Below are 19,539 nucleotides of genomic sequence, written 5' to 3' on the forward strand. Positions count from 1 at the left end.
CGGCAATCTGCCGGCCAATTTCTTCATGGCTGGACTTCAGCACCGCTTGCTGAACGTCCGGCGTGGCCAACATGCGCGCCACCACCAATGCCCCAACGCATTGCGACAGCACCGACCACGCCAGGGTCTCGCTCTCAAGTATCTGTGCCCAACGCTCCTGAAGCCGGCAAATCCACAGCTCGGCCTGCTCGCGCACCCGAACATCCGATCGAGCAATTTCTGCGCCCAACGCCGGCAACGCGCAACCGGCCTCAGGTTGCTCTACGTGAGCCATGCTCAGGTAGTGCTTGAGACAGCGCTCCAGTCGCTCACGATCCCGCGTGCCCTCCCCGCCCAATCGTTCAAGGCTTTGACCCAACTCGCGCTCGACGATGGCAGTGAACAACGCATCTTTCGACGAAAAGTGACTGTAGAACGCCGCGCCACTCAATCCGATAGCCTTCATCAAGCCGTCGACGCCTACCGTGGAAAACCCCGAACGCTTTGCTGACAGCGAGCTGCTCTGCAATAGCTTTTCCCGGGTTTCCAACTTGTGACTGGCGGAGTAACGCATGTGTTTGCCCTCGAATCGACTGCCTTGACGTGGTCTGGATCCTAGCATAACGTTCGTTCACTTAACGATCGTTTAATAAAGGCATCTACCCATGACTAACAAGAAGGTCGTATTAGTGGTTGGCGCTGGCGATGCCACGGGAGGGGCGATTGCCAAGCGTTTTGCCAAAGAAGGATTCATCGCCTGCGTCACCCGACGCAGCGCCGACAAATTGCAGCCGCTGGTGGACGCGATCAAGGCTGAAGGCGGTGAAGCCCACGGTTTTGCCTGCGATGCGCGCAAAGAAGAAGACGTAATCGCTCTGATTGAAGACATCGAGACTCGCCTCGGTCCGATCGAAGCTTTTGTGTTCAATATCGGCGCCAATGTGCCGTGCAGCATTCTTGAAGAAACCGCACGCAAGTATTTCAAGATCTGGGAAATGGCCTGTTTCTCAGGCTTCCTCAATGCCCGTGAAGTGGCCAAACGCATGGTCACGCGCAATCGCGGCACGATTCTCTTCACCGGTGCTACCGCCGGACTTCGCGGTGCTTCCGGATTCGCCGCCTTCGCCGGTGCCAAGCACGGTATCCGCGCACTGGCGCAAAGCATGGCGCGGGAACTCGGACCGATGAACATCCACGTCGCCCATGTGGTGGTCGATGGAGCGATCGACACCGATTTCATTCGCAACGGTTTTCCGGAAAAGTACGCGACCAAAGATCAGGATGGCATCCTCAATCCCGAGCACATCGCCGAGAACTACTGGTATCTACACAGTCAGCCGCGGGATGCCTGGACGTTCGAGCTGGATCTGCGCCCCTGGAATGAACGCTGGTAAGCCAACGCCATAACAATAACGACAGAGACGCGAAAATGACTAAAACCGTGGAGTTCTATTTCGACCTTGGCAGCCCTGCCACCTATCTGGCCTACACCCAATTGCCGAAGATTTGTGCCGAGACGAACAGTGAACTGATTTACATCCCGATGCTGCTCGGTGGCGTATTCAAGGCAACCGGCAACGCGTCACCGGCAATGATTCCGGCGAAGGGTCGGTATATGTTTCAGGATCTGGATCGCTACGCGAAACGCTACGGGGTGCCGCTGAGATTCAATCCGCATTTCCCGATCAACACACTGATGCTGATGCGTGCGGTCACGGGTATCCAGTTGCGTCAGCCAGAACGCTTTGAGGCGTTTATCGATTGTCTGTTCACGGCGCTGTGGGTTGAAGGACGCAGCCTCGACGAGCCCGCGACTGTCGCCGCTGTACTGAGCGAACACGGTTTCGACCCGCAGGAAGTTCTGGCGCTGAGCAACGATGAATCTGTCAAAGCAGCGCTTAAGGAGAACACCGAAACGGCGGTTAAACGCGGCGTGTTCGGCGCACCGAGCATGTTCATCGGTAATCAGCTGTTCTTCGGCCAGGATCGGCTCGACTTCGTTGAAGAAGCCCTGCGCCAGGGCTAGGCGATCATTCAGGCGCTGGTAACAGCGCCTGAATTGCAACCAGTCAGATGGCGGCAGTACGGGTGTTCAACCATTCCAGCGCAGCACCCTCAAGCAACGGACTCAAGCGCTCACGCACTTCTGTGTGGTAGGTGTTGAACCATTGTTTCTCTTCCTCAGTCAGCAGCGCCGGCAGCAGGCATCGGGTATCGATCGGGCACAGCGTCAAGGTTTCAAACTTGAGGAATTCACCGAATTCGCTGCTACCCGCCTCGCGGTTCATCGCCAGGTTCTCGATACGCACACCCCAACGGCCCGGACGATATGTACCCGGCTCGATCGACGTGATCATCCCCGGCTGCATGGCCGTCTGCGGTGCCGGCGCGGCCTGATAGGCAATCACCTGCGGGCCTTCATGGACATTGAGGAAATAGCCAACGCCGTGACCGGTGCCGTGGCCGTAATCCACGCTGTCGGCCCAGATCGGCGCACGGGCGATGGCGTCCAGCAGCGGCGAGAGAATGCCTTTCGGGAACTGCGCGCGCGACAGCGCGATCACGCCCTTGAGCACGCGCGTGCAATCACGCTTCTGCTCTTCGCTCGGCGTACCGACCGGCACCATCCGCGTGATGTCCGTGGTGCCGCCCAGGTACTGTCCACCCGAGTCGATCAGCAGCAAGCCGTCACCCTCGATCACCGCGTGTTCTTCTTCGGTCGCATGGTAATGCGGCATGGCGCCATTGGCGTTGAACGCGGCAATCGTGTTGAAGCTCAGCGAGACATAATCCGGACGACGCTCGCGAGCAGCTGTGAGCTTCTCATCGATGGTCAGTTCGGTAATGCGTTCGCGGCCCCACGCAGATTCCAGCCAGGCAAAGAATTCGCACAGCGCCGCACCGTCCTGTTCCATCGCTTGGCGGATGTGTTGAGCATCGGCTTCACTTTTCTGCGATTTGGCCAGCGTGGTCGGGTTCAAGCCTTCGACCAGTTTCACTGCGCTGTCGAGATTATCCAGTAAACCGCTGGTCACTCGTGCCGGATCGACCAGCAAGCTCGCGCCACTCGGAACGGCACGCAGGGCATCAGCGACTTCGCTGTAATCACGCAGCGTTACGCCATCCTGTTCCAGCACTGCGCGCAATTCGCCATCAACTTTGCTCAGCGCCACGAACAACGTCGCCTGCTGCTGATCGATCAAGGCAAACGAAACAAACACCGGGTTGAACGACACATCGCCGCCGCGCAGGTTGAACAGCCAGGCAATGTCGTCGAGGGTGGCGATGAAATGCCAGTCGGCCCCGCGCTCCCGCAAAGTTTCGCGCAGTTTGGCAAGTTTCTCGCCACGGCTGACCGTCGCCTGCGGTGGCAGATGCTGATAGATCGGTGCATTCGGCAGGCCCGGACGATCGCTCCAGACTTCCTGCAGCAGATCGATATCGGTACGCAGGCGCGCACCGCGTGCTTCCAGCTTGCTGCTCAGGGTACGCGCCGACGCCACGGCCATCACCGCACCGTCAACTGCGACCACACCACCTTCCGGTGTTTGCTCGGCCAGCCAGTCCAGCGGACTCGGTTGACCCGGTTGCAGTTTGACCAGTTCGATGCCGCTGCCCTTGAGCTCCTTGGTCGCTTGCTCCCAATAACGGCTGTCGGCCCAGACACCGGCGAAATCAGCGGTGACGATCAACGTCCCGACCGAACCATGGAAGCCCGACAACCACTGCCGGCCCTGCCAGTAACCCGGCAGGTATTCCGACAAGTGCGGGTCGGCGGACGGCACCAACAGCGCATGAATGCCTTCACGGCGCATCAGTTCACGGGTCTGCGCCAGGCGCTGGGGCACCGATCCTTCGGTCGAGGTCTGGGTACTCATCATGTCTCCTGCTAATCACTTCATCGTTATTGTTCGTAGCCGAGAGGTCGGCTCGTTTAAAGCCCGGTCGCCCAGAATGCCGGAGCACTGGCGCAGGCGGTCTTGATCAGTTGCACGGCCTTATCGATATCTTCGGCGGTGGTGAAGCGGCCGAGGCTCAGTCGAATGGTGCGACCGGCCAGGTGCGCGTCATGCCCCAGCGCCAACAACACGTGGGATGGCGTGTTACTGGCCGAGTTGCAGGCCGAGGTCGCGGAAAAGGCAATCGAATGGCTCAACGCCGCGCTGTTGAATTCACCTTCGCTGAAGGTCAGGCTCAAGGTGTGCGGAATGCGTTGAGCGGCGCAACCATTGAGACGTACGCCCGGCAGGCTGAGCAGTTGTCCGAGCAAGCGTTCACGCAACGCGACGATCGTTTTTTTCTCATCATCGAACGTCTCGGCGGCCAGCGCGAACGCTGCGCCCATGCCGGCAATCTGGTGCGTCGCCAACGTCCCGGAGCGCAAGCCACCTTCATGTCCGCCGCCGTGAATCTGCGCCTGTAACCGCTGCTGCGCCCGTGGGCCGACATACAACGCGCCAATGCCTTTGGGGCCGTAGAGTTTGTGTGCGGAGAAGGACATCAGATCCACCGGCCATTGCCCCAGATCGATGGCCACTTTGCCAGCGCCCTGCGCCGCATCGACATGGAACAACGCCTCGCGACTACGCACCACTTCGCCAATCGCTTGAACATCATTGACGGTACCCAACTCGTTGTTGACCAGCATCAGCGACACCAGAAAGGTGTCGTCGCGCATGGCTTCACTGACCGCTTGCGGGGTGATCAGGCCATCGACATCCGGCACCAGATAGGTTACGGCGACGCCGGCGTCCTGCAATTGGCGGGCGGTATCGAGGATGGCTTTGTGTTCGATCTGACTGGTAATGATGTGGCCGCCGGGGACACCGCGGGCCTGCGCCACGCCTTTGAGGGCGAGATTATTGGACTCGGTGGCACCGGAGGTCCAGACGATCTGCTCAGCCTTGGCGCCGACCAGTTCGGCGACCTGTCGGCGGGCCTGCTCGACCGTGTGTCGGGCTTGCTGGCCGAACGCGTGGGAGCTGGAAGCCGGGTTGCCAAAGTTACCGTGAAACCCCAGACACTCGATCATCACCTGGATGACCCGCTCGTCAACCGGGGTGGTGGCGGCGTAATCGAAATACAACGGACGTGTGTTCATAAATGACTCGCAGAGCGTGTTCCGGGATCAGGAGGCTCGTGTCTGCAAACGGCACGGCGCAGCCTTGTGAGCTGCGCGTCGGTTCGAGAGCGTCATCAATACCTGATCGGATGCCGTTAAAGAAGAACAACTTCATTTAAAAGTGCGTAGGAACGCTCCTGAAGTCGAGCTTAACAGGCATCCGGCCTGCGGTTGAAGCAATGCGTCAGCTAAAGCTTTCGAGAAGTAACGGGTACAACGAAATCACCAGCAATGCCGCCATGCCCCAGTTGAACACGCGCAACCAGCGCGGATCCTTCAGCACATTGCGCAACAACGTACCGCAGGCCGCCCAGACGCCGACGCTGGGCAGGTTGATGATGGCGAACACCGCGGCAATCACCACGACATTGGTGAAATAGCCCTGCATCGGCGTGTAGGTGCTGATGGCCCCGATGGCCATGATCCACGCCTTGGGATTGACCCACTGAAACGCGGCGGCGCCGAGGTAGCTGATCGGCTTGGACTCGCCTTCGGCGCTGTCGCCGACCGGTCCTGAGTGAGCGATTTTCCACGCCAGATACAGCAGATAGGCCGCGCCGACATAGCGCAGAACCGTGTAGAGAATCGGGTAGGTCTGAAACACCGCACCGAGGCCAAAGCCCACGGCCACGACCAGAACGAAGAAGCCGCAAGTGATCCCGAGCATGTGCGGGATGGTGCGGTTGAAGCCGAAATTAACTCCCGATGCCAGCAACATGGTGTTGTTCGGCCCCGGCGTAATCGAGGTGACAAGGGCAAACAGGGCAAAGCCCAACAGCAGGTCAAGCGAGAGGTTCATGGCAGGCAATCCATCAGGGTCATTCAGGTGTAGACCCTATCCCACACCGCCCGGCAAGCCCACGGACAGTTGGGGAAAACTTCCAGCAGTACAGTTTGTTTTCAGCTAGGACGACCGTGCAGCTGTACGGCACGTTCGGCACTCATTTCAGCTTTCTTGTCGAACTGCGACTGACCGAGCAGTTGGGCTTTTTTCGCGTGGTATTCGTCGAAGGACAAGCCGCTGCGATTCAGTGCTTCCATCGCCAATTCACGGGATTCTTCATCAGTGTAAGGGCGCAGTTCCGGTGATACATGTCCAGCACAACCGGCGAGTACGCAGACAGCGAGCAACAGGGAGACAGTCAGTAAACGATTCATGGGAGCGTCCTGGCGAGCAATGGGGAGTCGATGGACAAAGGCTACGCCCGGGCACGCTTGCGCAGAAATCAACGCTCTCAATAGTGGCTATCAGGAAATCGACACGCGCTGGCGCATATCTCTTAACGTTCTATAAATATCAATTAACGTTCTTTTACGGAATAACAAACTGCCTTTATAACTCCCTGCATGGGCTGAGCACTGTTGCTCCAACAACTGTTGCCCAGCCAACACTGATTCAACAAAGCGCCCTGCTACTCACAGGGGCGACCGCCGCGCTAAAGCTCAACGCCTTGTAAACCGGGGCTTCCAGGAATTGGTACAGCGCTTGCTCTGACCCGGTGACTCACTCACTGCTCGCTGAGCAACTGTTGAAAAAAGGAACTGATCATGTCGCGTCCCCTGAAAGTCGTCGCCCTCTCCGGCGGCACCTGGCGTCCGTCCCGCACCCTGGTACTGACCCAAGCTTTGATCGCCGAACTGGCCGAGCACTTGTCCATTGAAAGCCATTTGATCGAACTCGGTGATATCGCTCGCCCGCTCGGCGGCGCGCTGTCGCGTCAGGAACTCAGTGCAGAGGTTGAAGCCGAGTTGCAAGCCATTGAACAGGCCGATCTGCTGATCGTTGCCGCGCCGGTTTATCGCGGTTCCTACCCGGGCCTGCTCAAGCACTTGTTCGACCTGATCGACCTCAACGCCTTGATCGACACCCCAGTGCTGCTCGCCGCTACCGGCGGCAGCGAACGCCATGCGCTGGTGCTCGATCACCAGTTGCGGCCGCTGTTGAGCTTCTTCCAGGCCATGACCTTGCCGATCGGCGTGTACGCCACCGAAGCCGACTTCGCCGATTACCAGATCACCAGCGAGCTGCTGAAGGCGCGCATACGCCTGGCCGCCGAACGCGCAGCGCCGCTGTTCGCCACCCAAATCAAACCTTTGCTGAAAATCGCCTGAGGAGCCGTTCATGGATGTTTTCTGGTTCCTGCCGACCCACGGTGATGGCCACTATCTGGGCACTACCCAAGGTGCGCGCCCGGTCACCCTCAACTATCTGAAACAAGTGGCGCAGGCGGCTGACAGCCTCGGCTACCACGGCGTGCTGATCCCCACCGGACGCTCCTGCGAAGACTCCTGGGTGATCGCCTCGGCGCTGGTGCCGTTGACCGAACGTCTGCGTTATCTGGTGGCGATCCGTCCGGGAATCATCTCGCCGACGGTGTCGGCGCGCATGGCTGCGACGCTTGACCGGTTATCCAACGGCCGTTTGCTGATCAACGTCGTGACCGGTGGCGATCCGGACGAGAACCGTGGCGACGGCAGTTTTCTCAGTCACGCCGAGCGCTATGAAGTTACCGATGAATTCCTGAAAATCTGGCGCCGCGTGTTGCAAGGCGAAGCGGTGGATTTCGACGGCAAACACCTGAAGGTGCAGAACGCCAAAGCCCTCTATCCGCCCATGCAGAAACCCTATCCGCCGCTGTACTTCGGCGGCTCCTCCGATGCCGCGCATGATCTGGCCGCCGAACAGGTCGATGTCTATCTGACCTGGGGCGAACCACCCGCCGCGGTTGCAGAAAAACTCGCCGACGTGCGCGAACGAGCGGCGCGGCATGGGCGCAAGGTGAAGTTCGGCATCCGCTTACACGTGATCGTGCGCGAGACCGCCGAAGAGGCGTGGAAAGCGGCGGACAAACTGATCGAACACATCAGCGACGAGACTATTGAGGCCGCGCAGAAATCCTTCTCGCGCTTCGACTCGGAAGGTCAACGGCGCATGGCGGCTTTGCACGATGGTCGTCGCGATAACCTCGAGATCGCTCCGAATCTGTGGGCCGGTGTCGGTCTGGTGCGTGGCGGTGCCGGTACGGCGCTGGTCGGCGATCCGCAGCAAGTGGCGGCGCGGATCAAGGAATACGCGGATCTGGGCATCGAGAGTTTCATCTTCTCCGGTTATCCGCATCTGGAAGAGGCTTACCGCTTTGCCGAGCTGGTGTTCCCGCTGCTGCCCGAGCCTTACGCCAGTCTGGCCGGGCGTGGCGTGACCAATCTGACCGGGCCGTTTGGCGAAATGATTGCCAATGATGTGCTGCCCACAAAAGCCTCGGCGTAAACCGGATCTCTTGTGTAAGAGCTGCCGCAGGCTGAGTGAATTCAGGAGTGTTGGTGTGACCGCCAAACCGCAAAGTACTTTGTTATCCCCATTGCAGACCGCCCGCCAACTGGCTGCCGAGTTTGCCCTGACCGCCGTCGAACGTGACGAACGTGGTGGCACGCCAAAAGTCGAGCGCGATGCCCTGCGCGACAGCGGCCTGCTGGCCCTGAGCATTCCCACCCGCTACGGCGGCCTCGGCGCGAACTGGAGTGAAACCCTGCAGGTCGTCCGCGAGTTCGCCAAGGTCGACAGCTCGATCGCCCACGTTTTCGGTTTTCATCATTTGATGCTCGCCACCGTGCGCCTGTTTTCCCGGCCGGAACAATGGCAGCCGTGGTTCGAACAGACCGCGCGGCAGAACTGGTTCTGGGGCAATGCGCTCAACCCGCTCGACACTCGCACCGTGGTCAAGGATCTCGGCGGCTGGCGCGAGTTTTCCGGGAAGAAAAGCTTCTGTTCCGGCGCCAGCGACTCACAAATGCTGATCGCCTCGGCCGTCGATGAGAGCGCTGGCGGCAAATTGCTGATCGCAGCGATTCCCAGCGGCCGCAGTGGTATCACCCTGCACAACGACTGGAACAACATCGGCCAGCGCCAGACCGACAGCGGCAGCGCGACCTTTGAACGGGTGCGCGTCGAAGAGTCGGAATTGCTCCTCGATCCCGGCCCGCTGAGCACGCCGTTCGCCTGCCTGCGGCCATTGATCGCGCAGCTGACGTTCACGCATATGTTTCTCGGGATTGCCGAAGGCGCATTTGAAGAAGCGCGGCAATACACCCTCAGCGAAACCCGGCTCTGGCACAAATCCTCGGCGCGCGATGTGCGTGAAGATCCATACGTGCTCGCGCATTACGGCGAGTTCTGGGTGGCGCTGGAAGGCATTCGTCTGCTGGTCGAACGCGCGGCCGCATTGCTCGATGAAGCCTGGGCCAAGGGTGCGAATCTCAGTGCCGAGGAGCGCGGCCAAGTCGCGACAGCGATTGCTACCGCGAAAGTTGCCGCCAGCCGTCAGGGCCTGGAGATTTGCAGCCGTCTGTTCGAAGTGACCGGCGCGCGTTCCACTCATGCTTCCCTGCGCCTCGATCGTCACTGGCGCAACCTGCGCACGCAAACCCTGCACGACCCGCTGGACTACAAACTCCATGAGCTGGGCGACTGGGCGCTGAACCAGTCGCTGCCGGTGCCGACTTTCTATTCCTGACCTGCCTGCATTTGAACTAAAAAGAAGGACGAGCCCATGCAACTGCTGACCCTACCGCCCTCCCCCGCGCTCGCCACGTCGATCCGCGCCACCGCGCAGGTGTTCGAAGACCCGAAATCCCAGGCCCTGCTCGCGCATTTGCAACAGGTCGCGCCGAGCGAAGCCAGTGTGCTGATCATCGGTGAGACCGGCACCGGCAAAGAGCTGGTAGCGCGGCATATTCATAACCTCAGCAACCGCCGTCATCGGCCGTTTATCGCGGTCAATTGCGGGGCGTTTTCCGAGTCGCTGGTGGAAGCGGAATTATTCGGTCATGAAAAAGGCGCGTTCACCGGCGCCCTGAGTGCCAAGGCCGGATGGTTCGAGGAGGCGGACGGCGGCACGTTGTTTCTCGATGAGATCGGCGATCTGCCGATGGCGATTCAGGTGAAGTTGCTGCGGGTGTTGCAGGAGCGCGAAGTGGTGCGGCTGGGCTCGCGCAAAAGCATTCCCATCGATGTGCGGGTGCTGGCAGCGACCAACGTGCAGCTGGAAAAGGCCATCAATGCCGGCCATTTCCGCGAGGATCTGTATTACCGCCTCAACGTGGTCAATCTGGAATTGAGCCCGTTGCGTGAGCGTCCCGGCGATATCCTCCCGCTCACGCGCCATTTCATCGAGGCCTACAGCCAGCGCCTCGGTTATGGCCGCGTCAGCATCAGCCCCGGTGCCGAGCACAAACTGCGTGGCTACAGTTGGCCGGGCAACATTCGCGAACTGGAAAACGTCATCCATCACACCCTACTGATCTGCCGCAATGGCGTGATCGAACGCGATGATCTGCGCCTGTCGAACCTGCGTATCGAGCGCCCGGACGATCATCACAGCAGCGCCGATGATTCACCGGAAGCGTTGCTGGAACAGGCCTTTCAAAAACTGTTCGCGCAACAGGCCGGTGCTTTGCACGAGAAAGTCGAGGACGCCTTGCTGCGCGCAGCGTATCGCTTTTGCCATTACAACCAGGTGCACACCGCCGCGTTGCTCGGTCTGAGTCGCAACGTCACCCGCACGCGACTGATCAAGATCGGCGAACTGGCGGTGAACAAGCGGCGACTCACGGAAAACCTGCAAGGCGAGCGCTTGATCCAGTTGTCGATCTAGCCAACCAGATGGCAGTGCAGCGCATCGTCGGGACTACGGGCGATGCTGCTCAACACCTGAAACGAATTGAAGGTGATGGTTTTCGCCTGATGGGTGTGAATCAGTTGCCAGAAATCCTGCTCGCCGCTTTCAAAGCTGCGAAACGCCGCCTCCCCTGCCTCGCGGGTCTGCCATTGGAGAAAACTCAGCACGCGCCGGCCGTCATCGCTGGCCTGCACACTGGCGCTGACAAAACCGTCGTAGCGCTGAGCCAGACGCTCGGTTTGCCTCGATAGTGCAGTCACCAGCGCAGGTTGTTGGCGTGGTTCGATTTCAAATTCGATCAATTGGGTAAAACTGCGGTTGTTCATGGAATGCCCCCACTCAGTGTAAGACGAGCCTTGCGACTCGAAGACCTGCAGGGTAAAACCTCTAGTTAAGTCAAGGTCAAGAGCTGTCTGCAGATGATCAGCAAAGAAAATGTGCACAAACAGTTAACAGTCGGCGAAGTCGCGGCGCGCAGCGGTGTCGCCGTCACCGCCCTGCACTTTTATGAGTCCAAAGGCTTGATCAAGAGCCAGCGCAATGCCGGCAATCAGCGCCGTTATCCGCGCGAAGTGCTGCGCCGGGTGGCGTTGATCAAAGTCGCGCAGCGGCTGGGGATTCCATTGGCGGAGATTGGCGAGGCGCTGAAAATCCTTCCGGATGATCGTGCGCCCAGCGCGGCCGACTGGAAAACCCTCTCGGAGCAATGGCGCCGAGAGCTGGATGAACGGATCGAACAATTGACGCTACTGCGTGACCGGCTCAATGGCTGCATCGGTTGCGGATGTTTGTCGATGGAGGCCTGCCCGCTGCGCAATCAGGGCGATGTACTCGGCGAACAAGGCCCGGGGCCGCACTTTCCAAAGGATTGACTGCTCGTCGGGCAAAAACCTGCACGGCGAGGACGGTTCTATAGTGAATCTTCCACAAATCCGGTGGAGTCCTGTCCCATAGAACAACAATTCAGGGAGAACGTCATGAGCGTCAAACCCATCCCCGAGGGGTATCACAGCATTACCCCGTATCTCGGCATCCACAAAGCGGCCGAGGCCATCGATTTCTATAAAAAAGCCTTCGGCGCCACCGAAGTCATGCGCCTGGCCATGCCCGACGGCGGCATCGGCCACGCCGAACTGCGCATCGGCGACAGCGCGATCATGCTCGGCTCGCCGTGCGATCAGGGGCCGTTGAGCAATCCCGATAAAAGCGTGTCAGTTGGTTTGCATCTGTACGTGACCGATGTCGACAAGTCCTTTCAGCGCGCGCTGGACGCGGGGGCGACGACGGTGTCTGAGGTCAAGGATCAGTTTTACGGTGATCGCAGCGGCACGTTGAAGGACCCGTATGGGCATCTGTGGTTTCTGGCCTCGCGCAAGGAAGATCTGACTGAAGAACAGATCAAGCAGCGGGCGATGGAGATGTTTCAGCAGGGTTGAGCATTTCAGTGTCTGGACTGGCCTCTTCGCGAGCAAGCTCGCTCCCACAGGGTTTCGTTGGGTGGCATAGATAATCGTCACACCGGAAACTACTGTGGGAGCGAGCTTGCTCGCGAAGGGGCCGGCACCGAAAACACATAACCCCATCAACACACTTCATGAACCTGCCGACCACGCTTTGCCCCTTGCCGCGAATGCCGGACGATTTCAGGATGCAGCCAACCAGAACCCTGAAAAAGGATCAGCCCGATGTTTGCCGGATTCCGCAAAGACCAGCGTCACGTCAACGGCGTCGACATTGCCTACCGCCTCGGCGGCAGCGGCCCGGGCCTGTTGCTGTTGCACGGGCACCCGCAGACCCATGTGATCTGGCACAAGATTGCCGAACAACTGGCCGAACACTTCACCGTGGTCGCCGCCGACCTGCGCGGTTACGGCGACAGCAGTCGCCCGGCCGCTGATGAGCTGCACGCCCATTACTCGAAACGCGAAATGGCCCGCGACAATGTCGAGTTGATGCAGGCGCTGGGCTTCGAACAGTTTTCGATTCTCGCTCACGACCGTGGCGCGCGGGTCGCCCATCGTCTCGCGCTTGATCACCCGAACGCCGTGCAGCGCATGATGCTGCTCGACATCGCCCCGACCCTGTCGATGTATACGCAAACCAACGAAGCCTTCGCCCGCGCGTATTGGCACTGGTTCTTCCTGATCCGCCCGGCACCACTGCCGGAAACCCTGATCGAAGCGGATCCGGAAGGCTATCTGCGCAGCGTGATGGGCAGCCGCAGCGCCGGGTTCAAGCCGTTTACCGATGCAGCCTTTGGCGAATACCTGCGCTGCCTGCAACGACCGGGCAGCGCTCGCGGCATCTGCGAAGACTATCGCGCCAGCGCCGGCATCGATCTTGTGCACGACCGCGCCGACCTCGCCGCCGGGCATCAGCTGAATCTACCGCTGCGCGTGTTGTGGGGCGCCGAAGGCACGGTCGGACGCTGCTTCGATCCGCTCAAGGAGTGGCAGCAAGTGGCGACCAACGTCAGCGGCCAGGCCTTGCCCGCTGGCCATTACATTGCCGAAGAAATCCCCGAACCGTTGCTCGCCGAAGCATTGGCCTTTTTGCGCTGAGCGGAGACACTGGATCTCGGTGCTATGCTGGCGGCTTCTGCCGCCAGTGTTCGTTTTTGACATGTCCCAGAAGAAAGACACCGTGCCCCTGCCCGAAGACCTGCGCGTACTGCTCACCGTAATCCGCAAGAACGGCTTTGCCGCCGCAGCGGATGAGTTGGGCCTGTCACCGGCCTACGTCAGCAAACGCATCCAGATTCTTGAAACCACCCTCGGCACGCGCCTGCTGCACCGCACCAGTCGCCGCGTCTCGCTGACCGAGGACGGTGAGCGCGTGCAGCGCTGGGCGTTGCGCATTCTCGATGATTTCCAGCAGTTGCATGATGAACTGTCCGACGCCCACGGCAGCCCGCGTGGGCGTTTGCACATTTGCAGCAGTTTCGGTTTCGGTCGCAATCACGTAGCCCCGGCGGTGTCGTTGCTGGCCGAACGTTATCCAGAACTGGAGATTCGCCTCGACCTGTTTGACCGGGTGGTGGACATCATCAACGAAGGCTTCGATCTGGAAATCCGCGTCGGCGATGACCTGCCCGGCCAGCACATCGGTCGACGCCTGGTCAGTAACCGGCGGGTGCTGTGCGCCGCTCCCGGTTATCTGCAACGGCGCGGTACGCCGCAGACGCTGGACGAGTTGCAACAGCACGATTGCCTGGTGATCAAGGAGCGCGACAACGCCTTCGGGATCTGGAATCTGGATCGCGACGGCAGGCAAGAAAGCGTGCGGGTCAGCGGGCCGTTATCGTCAAACAACGGCGAAATCGTTTTGCAATGGGCGCTGGACGGGCGTGGGGTGTTGTTGCGGTCGTTGTGGGATGTGAAACCGTTGCTGGAGCAAGGACGCTTGGTGCAGGTGCTCGACGATTACAGCCAGAGCGCCAATGTCTGGGCGGTGTACCCGACGCGGCTGGCACATTCCGGCAAATTGCGCGCGTGTGTGGAGTTTTTGCAGGCGCATTTCAAAGGATTGTCGCTGTAGCCCAAAACACCACTCCCCCCTGTAGGAGTGAGCCTGCTCGCGATAGCGGTGAATCAGTCAAAGTGCTGTGTCTGACACACCGCTTTCGCGAGCAGGCTCGCTCCCACAAGGGATCAGCGGTGGGTCAGGACAGCCAAGGGTTGTTGGCCAAATGCTCGCGCTCGAAGATCTTGATCTGTTCGCGCCGTTGCAGGGTGCTGCCGATGGCATCCAGGCCGAGCAGCAGTGCGGTTTTGCGCAGGGTATCAATCTGGAACTCGATCACCGTGCCATCCGCCAGACTGATCTGCTGAGCCTGCAGATCAATAGCGATCCGCGCCGTTTCAGGCTCACTGACAAGTTGTCCGATGCGTTGCACCTGCGCCTCCTCCAGCGTGATCAACAACACCCCGTTACGCTGGCAATTGTCGTAGAAGATCCCGGCAAAACTGCTGCCGATCAACGCGCGGATGCCCATCTGCTGCAAGCCCCAAACCGCATGTTCGCGGCTGGAACCGCAGCCAAAATTCGCTCCGACTACTAGAAAACTCGCGCCCTGCCATGTCGGTTTGTTCAACACAAAATCGGGATCGGGGCTGCCATCGCGTAGAAACCGCAGATCGAAAAACAGCCCGCGATCGAGTCCTTGGCGATCAATGCCTTTGAGGAATTGCTTGGGCATGATCACGTCCGTGTCGACGTTGGCCGCCAGTAACGGTGCGGCCCGACCGCTGACGTGGGTGAAGGGTTGCAGGCTCATGGGCGTTCTCCAAATTGGCGGATATCGGTGAGTCGACCGCAGATCGCAGCAGCGGCGACCATGGCCGGGCTCATCAAATGAGTGCGCGCACCGGCGCCCTGACGGCCTTCGAAATTGCGGTTGGTACTCGACGCGCAGCGGTCGCCGGGCGCAAGTACGTCGTCGTTCATCGCCAGGCACATCGAGCAGCCGGACTGACGCCACTCGAATCCGGCATCGATAAAGATCTGCGCCAGCCCTTCGGCCTCGGCCTGAGCGCGAACTTCGCTGGAGCCGGGGACGATCATCGCCCGCACATGTCCGGCCACTTGCTGACCGCGCACGACGCTGGCGGCATCGCGCAGGTCTTCTATCCGCGCGTTGGTGCACGAGCCGATAAAGGCGTGGCTGATAACAATGTCGCTGAGCGCCATGCCCGCTTCGAGGCCCATGTAACTGAGGGCACGGAGCATGTCCTGACGCAGGACCGGATCGCTGATCGCTTGCGGATCCGGTACCCGCGCACCGATTGCAGCGGCCTGATCGGGGCTGGTGCCCCAGGTGACCATCGGTTCCAGGACGCTGGCGTCGAGGTGAATCTCGCGGTCAAACCGCGCACCGGGATCACTGCGCAGTTCGCGCCACTTCTCCACGCCCCGTTGCCAAAGCTCACCTTGCGGCGCACGCGGCTTGTCCTTGAGATAGGCGAAGACTTTGTCATCCGGAGCAATGAATGCGCCGCGCGCACCCGCCTCGACAGCCATGTTGCAAATGGTCATGCGCGCTTCAACGCTGAGGGCATCAATGGTCGAGCCGCAGAATTCGATCGCGTAACCGCTGGCCCCGGAAGCACCGATGCGGCCGATCAGGGCCATGATCACGTCTTTCGAGGTCAAACCCGGCGCCAACTCGCCGTCGACGGTCACGCGCAGGCTTTTCAGTCGTTTGTAGACCAGGGTCTGCGAAGCCAGCAGGTGTTCGATCTCGGAGGTGCCGATGCCGAAACCGAAAGCACCGAGTGCGCCATAGGTGGTGGTGTGGCTGTCGCCAGCGGCAATGACCATACCGGGCAGAATAAAGCCCTGCTCGGGGGCGATAACGTGTTCGATGCCCTGACGCTTGTCGAGGATGTCCAGCAACTCGATGCCGAAGTCCCGGCAGTTCTCCGCCAGATACGACACTTGCCGCGCGCCGCCGGCGTCGGGCATTGCTGCGATACGCACAGGCGTGGTCGGGTTGACGTGATCGACCACCGCCAGCGCCGTGCCCGGCCGCCAGACGTCGCGCCCGGCCGCGCGCAAACCGCTGAAAGCCTGCGGGCTGGTGTATTCGTTGATCACCTGACGATCGATATACAACAGGACATGACCCTGATCGTCGAGGCGGCACACCGTGTGCGAATCGATGTGTTTGTCATAGAGGGTTCTGGCGGTCATCAAGGCGCTCACTCAGGGAAATCAGGTGATTCCCATCATAGGGAGCGCGGGTCGGCCATCAATTGGCAGACAGTGATGGCGTGGATCATGAATCGTGTTTGATCCCCTGTACGCAGCAAAGCCCTGTGGGAGCGAGCCTGCTCGCGAAAGCGGTGGATCAGGCAACGGATGAAGTGACTGACCCGGCGCTTTCGCGAGCAGGCTCGCTCCCACAAAGGGATTTGTGGTGAGCGGGGAATTGGGAAACATTTGCTTTCATATCACCTTTCGGGATTTGTCCCGCTCATTCGTCCTATAGAGATGCAGGCCGTTCGCGTAGGCAAAAGCCACGTTCGGTCTTTCGGGGTCTGCCGTGCTGCGAAGCCCGTAGCCACGCGCCCTTTCACCGCTATAAAGACGCGCAATCATGTCGAAGAAATCCCGCTCCAAACTGTGGTTCCTCGTTCATAGCTGGCTGGCGTTACCGATCTGGTTCTTTGTCCTGATCGTCTGTGTCACCGGCACGCTGGCGGTGGTCAGCCAGGAAATCGTCTGGCTGGCCAACCCGCAGATGCGCGCCAGCCAGCCTGCGGACGATGCGCCGCTGCTCAGCTATGACCAGATCATGGCAGCGATCAAAACAGCCGAACCACAGACCCTCGTTGAAAGTATCAGTCGTCCCGACGAATCCCACTTCGCCCTCGACGTTGCGGTCAGCTATCCGGACGGTCGTTCGCAGACGGTCTACGTCAATCCTTACACCGGGGTGATTCAGGGCCCTGCCCCGACGTTCGATTTCAAGGCCTTCACCCGCGCCCTGCATGGCTGGTGGCTGGTGCCGTTCACCAACGGTTTCAGTTGGGGCTGGTATCTGGTGTCGTTCCTCGGCGTGCCGATGCTGGTGTCGCTGATCACAGGTCTAGTGGTCTACAAGCGCTTCTGGAAAGGTTTTCTGCGTCCGACCCTGCGCGTGCGTCACGGCGCGCGGATCTTCTGGGGTGACTTCCATCGCTTGTGCGGTATCTGGTCGATCTGGTTCATTGCGGTGATTTCCATCACCGGGATCTGGTTTCTGATTCGGGCGATTCTGTTCGACAACCAGATCGCCATTTCCAGCGAGCCGATCATTCCGGCCATGTCCCGCGAGAGCGTGCCGATCTCTGCCGGCGGCACACCGCCGCCACGGATCAGCCTGGACCGTGCCGTCGAGCTCGCGCAAGAGAAGATTCCGGGGCTGGAAGCCAGCTTCGTCAGCCTGCCGGGCAATGCCTACAGCCACATGAGCGTCGGTGGGCGCGGCTGGTATCCGTTGATGTTCCAGACCGCCACGCTCAATCCGTACAACGGCGACATCGCCGCTTCACGGCTTCTGTCCGATCGTTCGTCGCTGGAGTTCGTCACCGAGTCCATGCGGCCACTGCACACCGGCGACTTCGGCGGCATCTGGATCAAGCTGATCTGGTTCTTCTTCGGTTTGATCCTGAGCATGATGATCCTCAGCGGCTTGTTGATCTGGACCAAACGCACCGCGCTGGCCACCGCCAACGCGTTGAAGCGCGAAGACAAGAAACACCGCCTCAAGGCACAACCGGCGATGAGCCGTGAAACCTCGGAGGCCAGCCTGTGAGCAAATCAATCACCAAGGCACAGCCTTCTCGACTCGCGCGTTTCTGGCACAAATGGCGCTTCCACATCAATGTCCTGCTGCTGTTGATCCCGCTGGGGTTCATGCCCAAATACTTCGCCGACGCCTCTCTGTTTCGCGGTGACAGCGGCCTGGGCCAACATGAAATCGGCAATATCCAGGTCGGCCCGTGGAGCCTGCGCCTGGCCGAACTGCGCAACGAAGCGCCGGTGCTCACTGGCCCGGCCGGCTACATGAAAGACTTCAGCGCCGCCCTGTGCGATGCCTGTGTCGAGCAGGTCAAGGCCACCTACCTGCGCATCGGCAAGCCACGCAGCCTGCGCGCCGCCGGTACGATTTTCTTTGGCACGCCATACCGCATGGGCACGCAGATGCCGATCCCGGAGAAGACCAGACCCGACGCCGAACTGTGGATCACCATGGAAGGCTGGGACGGCAGCATGCATCAGGCTTCGATTCCCCTGAGTCAGGCCTCCCCCGCCACCTTCGCCTGGCTGAACAAACAAGGAGTCAAACCATGACTTGTTCCCAACGCCCTTCCCGCCTGCGCCTGAAGGCCGTGCTGCTGGTGCTGTGCGCCGGTTTCAGCGCCAGTGCGCTGGCTCACAACCCGATGTGCGAATGTAAAGCCATCGACGCCGAGCAGATCAAATGCACCGGCGGGTTCTCCGACGGCAGCGGCGCGCCGGGGGTGACCCTCGATGTGATCGGTTACGACGAAACCATTCTGGTGCCGGGCAAACTCGGCGCCGATTCCACACTGACGTTCAAGAAACCCGGCAGCGAATTTTACGTGCTGTTCGACGCGGGCCCGGGCCACGTGGTGGAAATCGACCAAGCGGATATCGAAGCCCCATGAGTACGCCCACCAGCCAAATCGTGCGCCCGGCCGGTGCCGGTCATGAAACCCTCAATGTGCTGCTGTTGTGCCTGTTGATCCTTGCGGTCGCAGGTTCTGTAGTCGCGTGGCGCGGGGTTTCCCATGAGCCCGAGCCAGTGGCGACTCACCAGCTCGACGCACGCCGCGACCTCGGTGCTGCCGAGCAAGGCATCTATGCCGACCTGCGGGTGACCCTCGATGAAATCCGCTTGCTGCGCGAGGAACAACAAGCCCTGCCGACGCCGCAGAATCTGGCCGACGAAGGGTTTGCGCCATTTGCCCAGGATGCGAGTTCGGTCAGCCGCGGTGGTCATGCCTGGCAATTGCTGGCGGACGCCGCGTATTTCGGCCAAAGCCAGAATCCGGCCGTCGCCGGTTCGTTTGTGATGCTGCTCAGCGCCGATGACAAGGCTGCGCCGGACATCTGGCTCAGCCGCGATGCTGCCGCTCAAGCCCCGGCGCAACTGACTGCGGCGGCGCTGTCCGCTGCTGGCTGGAAACAGATCATCGCGCAATACGATGCCGGGGTTACCCGCGAACATCGCCATTGATTCCTCGCCCTCCTCCG

General features: G+C 60.4%; 22 protein-coding genes (1 of these 22 only partly in view). 14 read left to right on the forward strand and 8 right to left on the reverse strand.

The genetic code is table 11. The features are described 5' to 3' along the window. A protein-coding gene (locus tag AB4O01_RS10640; RefSeq protein WP_093434982.1) for a TetR/AcrR family transcriptional regulator crosses the window boundary here: on the reverse strand, window positions 1-553 show its 5' portion. The gene continues 11 nt to the left of window position 1, outside the view; the window shows 553 of its 564 coding nt (coding positions 1-553); its start codon is at window positions 551-553; its stop codon lies beyond the left edge, outside the window. A 91-nt stretch (window positions 554-644) separates the two neighbouring features. Between AB4O01_RS10640 and AB4O01_RS10645 the strand changes: the two genes are divergently transcribed. After that, entirely contained in the window at window positions 645-1,373 is a 729-nt protein-coding gene (locus AB4O01_RS10645) for an SDR family oxidoreductase (protein WP_460091639.1), read from the forward strand. A gap of 35 nt (window positions 1,374-1,408) precedes the next feature. Next, window positions 1,409-2,005 carry a 2-hydroxychromene-2-carboxylate isomerase gene (locus AB4O01_RS10650; RefSeq protein ID WP_093434986.1) on the forward strand — a complete coding sequence of 199 codons (597 nt, stop codon included), beginning with the start codon at window positions 1,409-1,411 and terminating at the stop codon, window positions 2,003-2,005. Window positions 2,006-2,048: 43 nt separating this feature from the next. Here AB4O01_RS10650 and AB4O01_RS10655 read toward each other — a convergent pair whose 3' ends face one another. The 4 genes from AB4O01_RS10655 to AB4O01_RS10670 form a co-directional block, all read right to left on the reverse strand. Then, the gene (locus AB4O01_RS10655) at window positions 2,049-3,857 is read right to left on the reverse strand and encodes an aminopeptidase P family protein (RefSeq protein WP_460091641.1); all 1,809 of its coding nucleotides are present in this window, start codon (window positions 3,855-3,857) and stop codon (window positions 2,049-2,051) included. Between the two features lie 56 nt (window positions 3,858-3,913). After that, entirely contained in the window at window positions 3,914-5,080 is a 1,167-nt protein-coding gene (locus tag AB4O01_RS10660; protein ID WP_320337452.1) for a cysteine desulfurase family protein, read from the reverse strand. Window positions 5,081-5,285: 205 nt separating this feature from the next. Further along, window positions 5,286-5,900 carry a LysE family translocator gene (locus tag AB4O01_RS10665; protein ID WP_116256570.1) on the reverse strand — a complete coding sequence of 205 codons (615 nt, stop codon included), beginning with the start codon at window positions 5,898-5,900 and terminating at the stop codon, window positions 5,286-5,288. Window positions 5,901-6,001: 101 nt separating this feature from the next. Further along, window positions 6,002-6,259, reverse strand: a complete 258-nt coding sequence (locus tag AB4O01_RS10670) for a hypothetical protein (RefSeq protein WP_460091644.1) — start codon at window positions 6,257-6,259, stop codon at window positions 6,002-6,004. A gap of 390 nt (window positions 6,260-6,649) precedes the next feature. On the opposite strand from AB4O01_RS10670, the gene msuE reads away from it, so the two are divergent. From msuE to AB4O01_RS10690, 4 genes are read left to right on the forward strand one after another with little or no spacing between them, the layout of a single operon-like run. Then, window positions 6,650-7,213: an FMN reductase gene (gene msuE, locus AB4O01_RS10675; RefSeq protein WP_095048401.1), complete on the forward strand. Its 564-nt coding sequence runs from the start codon at window positions 6,650-6,652 to the stop codon at window positions 7,211-7,213. A 10-nt stretch (window positions 7,214-7,223) separates the two neighbouring features. Then, window positions 7,224-8,369 (forward strand): FMNH2-dependent alkanesulfonate monooxygenase, encoded by a 1,146-nt coding sequence (ssuD, locus tag AB4O01_RS10680; protein ID WP_460091645.1) that lies wholly within the window; start codon window positions 7,224-7,226, stop codon window positions 8,367-8,369. A gap of 55 nt (window positions 8,370-8,424) precedes the next feature. Further along, on the forward strand, window positions 8,425-9,612 hold the full coding sequence (locus AB4O01_RS10685; protein WP_460091647.1) for an acyl-CoA dehydrogenase family protein: 1,188 nt from the start codon (window positions 8,425-8,427) through the stop codon (window positions 9,610-9,612). A 36-nt stretch (window positions 9,613-9,648) separates the two neighbouring features. Then, window positions 9,649-10,752, forward strand: a complete 1,104-nt coding sequence (locus tag AB4O01_RS10690; protein WP_099756810.1) for a sigma-54 interaction domain-containing protein — start codon at window positions 9,649-9,651, stop codon at window positions 10,750-10,752. Here AB4O01_RS10690 and AB4O01_RS10695 read toward each other — a convergent pair. Further along, window positions 10,749-11,102, reverse strand: coding sequence for an antibiotic biosynthesis monooxygenase (locus AB4O01_RS10695; RefSeq protein ID WP_093435009.1), 354 nt, complete (start codon window positions 11,100-11,102; stop codon window positions 10,749-10,751). The two genes, AB4O01_RS10690 and AB4O01_RS10695, sit on opposite strands and share 4 nt — an antisense overlap. 93 nt (window positions 11,103-11,195) lie before the next feature. Between AB4O01_RS10695 and soxR the strand changes: the two genes are divergently transcribed. The 4 genes from soxR to AB4O01_RS10715 all read left to right on the forward strand — a co-directional run bounded on the left by soxR (window position 11,196) and on the right by AB4O01_RS10715 (window position 14,313). Next, window positions 11,196-11,648 carry a redox-sensitive transcriptional activator SoxR gene (gene soxR, locus AB4O01_RS10700; RefSeq protein ID WP_460091649.1) on the forward strand — a complete coding sequence of 151 codons (453 nt, stop codon included), beginning with the start codon at window positions 11,196-11,198 and terminating at the stop codon, window positions 11,646-11,648. Between the two features lie 105 nt (window positions 11,649-11,753). Beyond that, window positions 11,754-12,212: a VOC family protein gene (locus AB4O01_RS10705; RefSeq protein ID WP_093435014.1), complete on the forward strand. Its 459-nt coding sequence runs from the start codon at window positions 11,754-11,756 to the stop codon at window positions 12,210-12,212. A gap of 249 nt (window positions 12,213-12,461) precedes the next feature. Next, window positions 12,462-13,337, forward strand: a complete 876-nt coding sequence (locus AB4O01_RS10710; RefSeq protein ID WP_460091650.1) for an alpha/beta fold hydrolase — start codon at window positions 12,462-12,464, stop codon at window positions 13,335-13,337. Between the two features lie 61 nt (window positions 13,338-13,398). Beyond that, window positions 13,399-14,313 (forward strand): LysR substrate-binding domain-containing protein, encoded by a 915-nt coding sequence (locus tag AB4O01_RS10715; protein ID WP_460091652.1) that lies wholly within the window; start codon window positions 13,399-13,401, stop codon window positions 14,311-14,313. Between the two features lie 124 nt (window positions 14,314-14,437). Here AB4O01_RS10715 and leuD read toward each other — a convergent pair whose 3' ends face one another. Together leuD and leuC are read right to left on the reverse strand one after the other, a co-directional pair. Continuing rightward, window positions 14,438-15,052, reverse strand: a complete 615-nt coding sequence (leuD, locus tag AB4O01_RS10720) for a 3-isopropylmalate dehydratase small subunit (RefSeq protein WP_116256565.1) — start codon at window positions 15,050-15,052, stop codon at window positions 14,438-14,440. Next, window positions 15,049-16,467, reverse strand: a complete 1,419-nt coding sequence (leuC, locus tag AB4O01_RS10725; RefSeq protein WP_460091654.1) for a 3-isopropylmalate dehydratase large subunit — start codon at window positions 16,465-16,467, stop codon at window positions 15,049-15,051. The genes leuD and leuC overlap by 4 nt, the downstream gene beginning before the upstream one ends. A 406-nt stretch (window positions 16,468-16,873) precedes the next feature. On the opposite strand from leuC, the gene AB4O01_RS10730 reads away from it, so the two are divergent. From AB4O01_RS10730 to AB4O01_RS10745, 4 genes are read left to right on the forward strand one after another with little or no spacing between them, the layout of a single operon-like run. Further along, the gene (locus AB4O01_RS10730; RefSeq protein WP_460091656.1) at window positions 16,874-18,073 is read left to right on the forward strand and encodes a PepSY-associated TM helix domain-containing protein; all 1,200 of its coding nucleotides are present in this window, start codon (window positions 16,874-16,876) and stop codon (window positions 18,071-18,073) included. Further along, entirely contained in the window at window positions 18,070-18,612 is a 543-nt protein-coding gene (locus AB4O01_RS10735; RefSeq protein ID WP_095048409.1) for a thiamine pyrophosphate-binding protein, read from the forward strand. The genes AB4O01_RS10730 and AB4O01_RS10735 overlap by 4 nt, the downstream gene beginning before the upstream one ends. After that, complete coding sequence (locus AB4O01_RS10740; RefSeq protein ID WP_095125122.1) at window positions 18,609-18,950, forward strand: hypothetical protein; 342 nt, start codon at window positions 18,609-18,611, stop codon at window positions 18,948-18,950. Before AB4O01_RS10735 ends, AB4O01_RS10740 begins: the two co-directional genes overlap by 4 nt. Then, on the forward strand, window positions 18,947-19,522 hold the full coding sequence (locus tag AB4O01_RS10745; RefSeq protein ID WP_460091659.1) for a DUF6162 family protein: 576 nt from the start codon (window positions 18,947-18,949) through the stop codon (window positions 19,520-19,522). Before AB4O01_RS10740 ends, AB4O01_RS10745 begins: the two co-directional genes overlap by 4 nt. Window positions 19,523-19,539: the final 17 nt, after the last annotated feature.

The organism is Pseudomonas sp. S2_E02 (assembly GCF_054668355.1).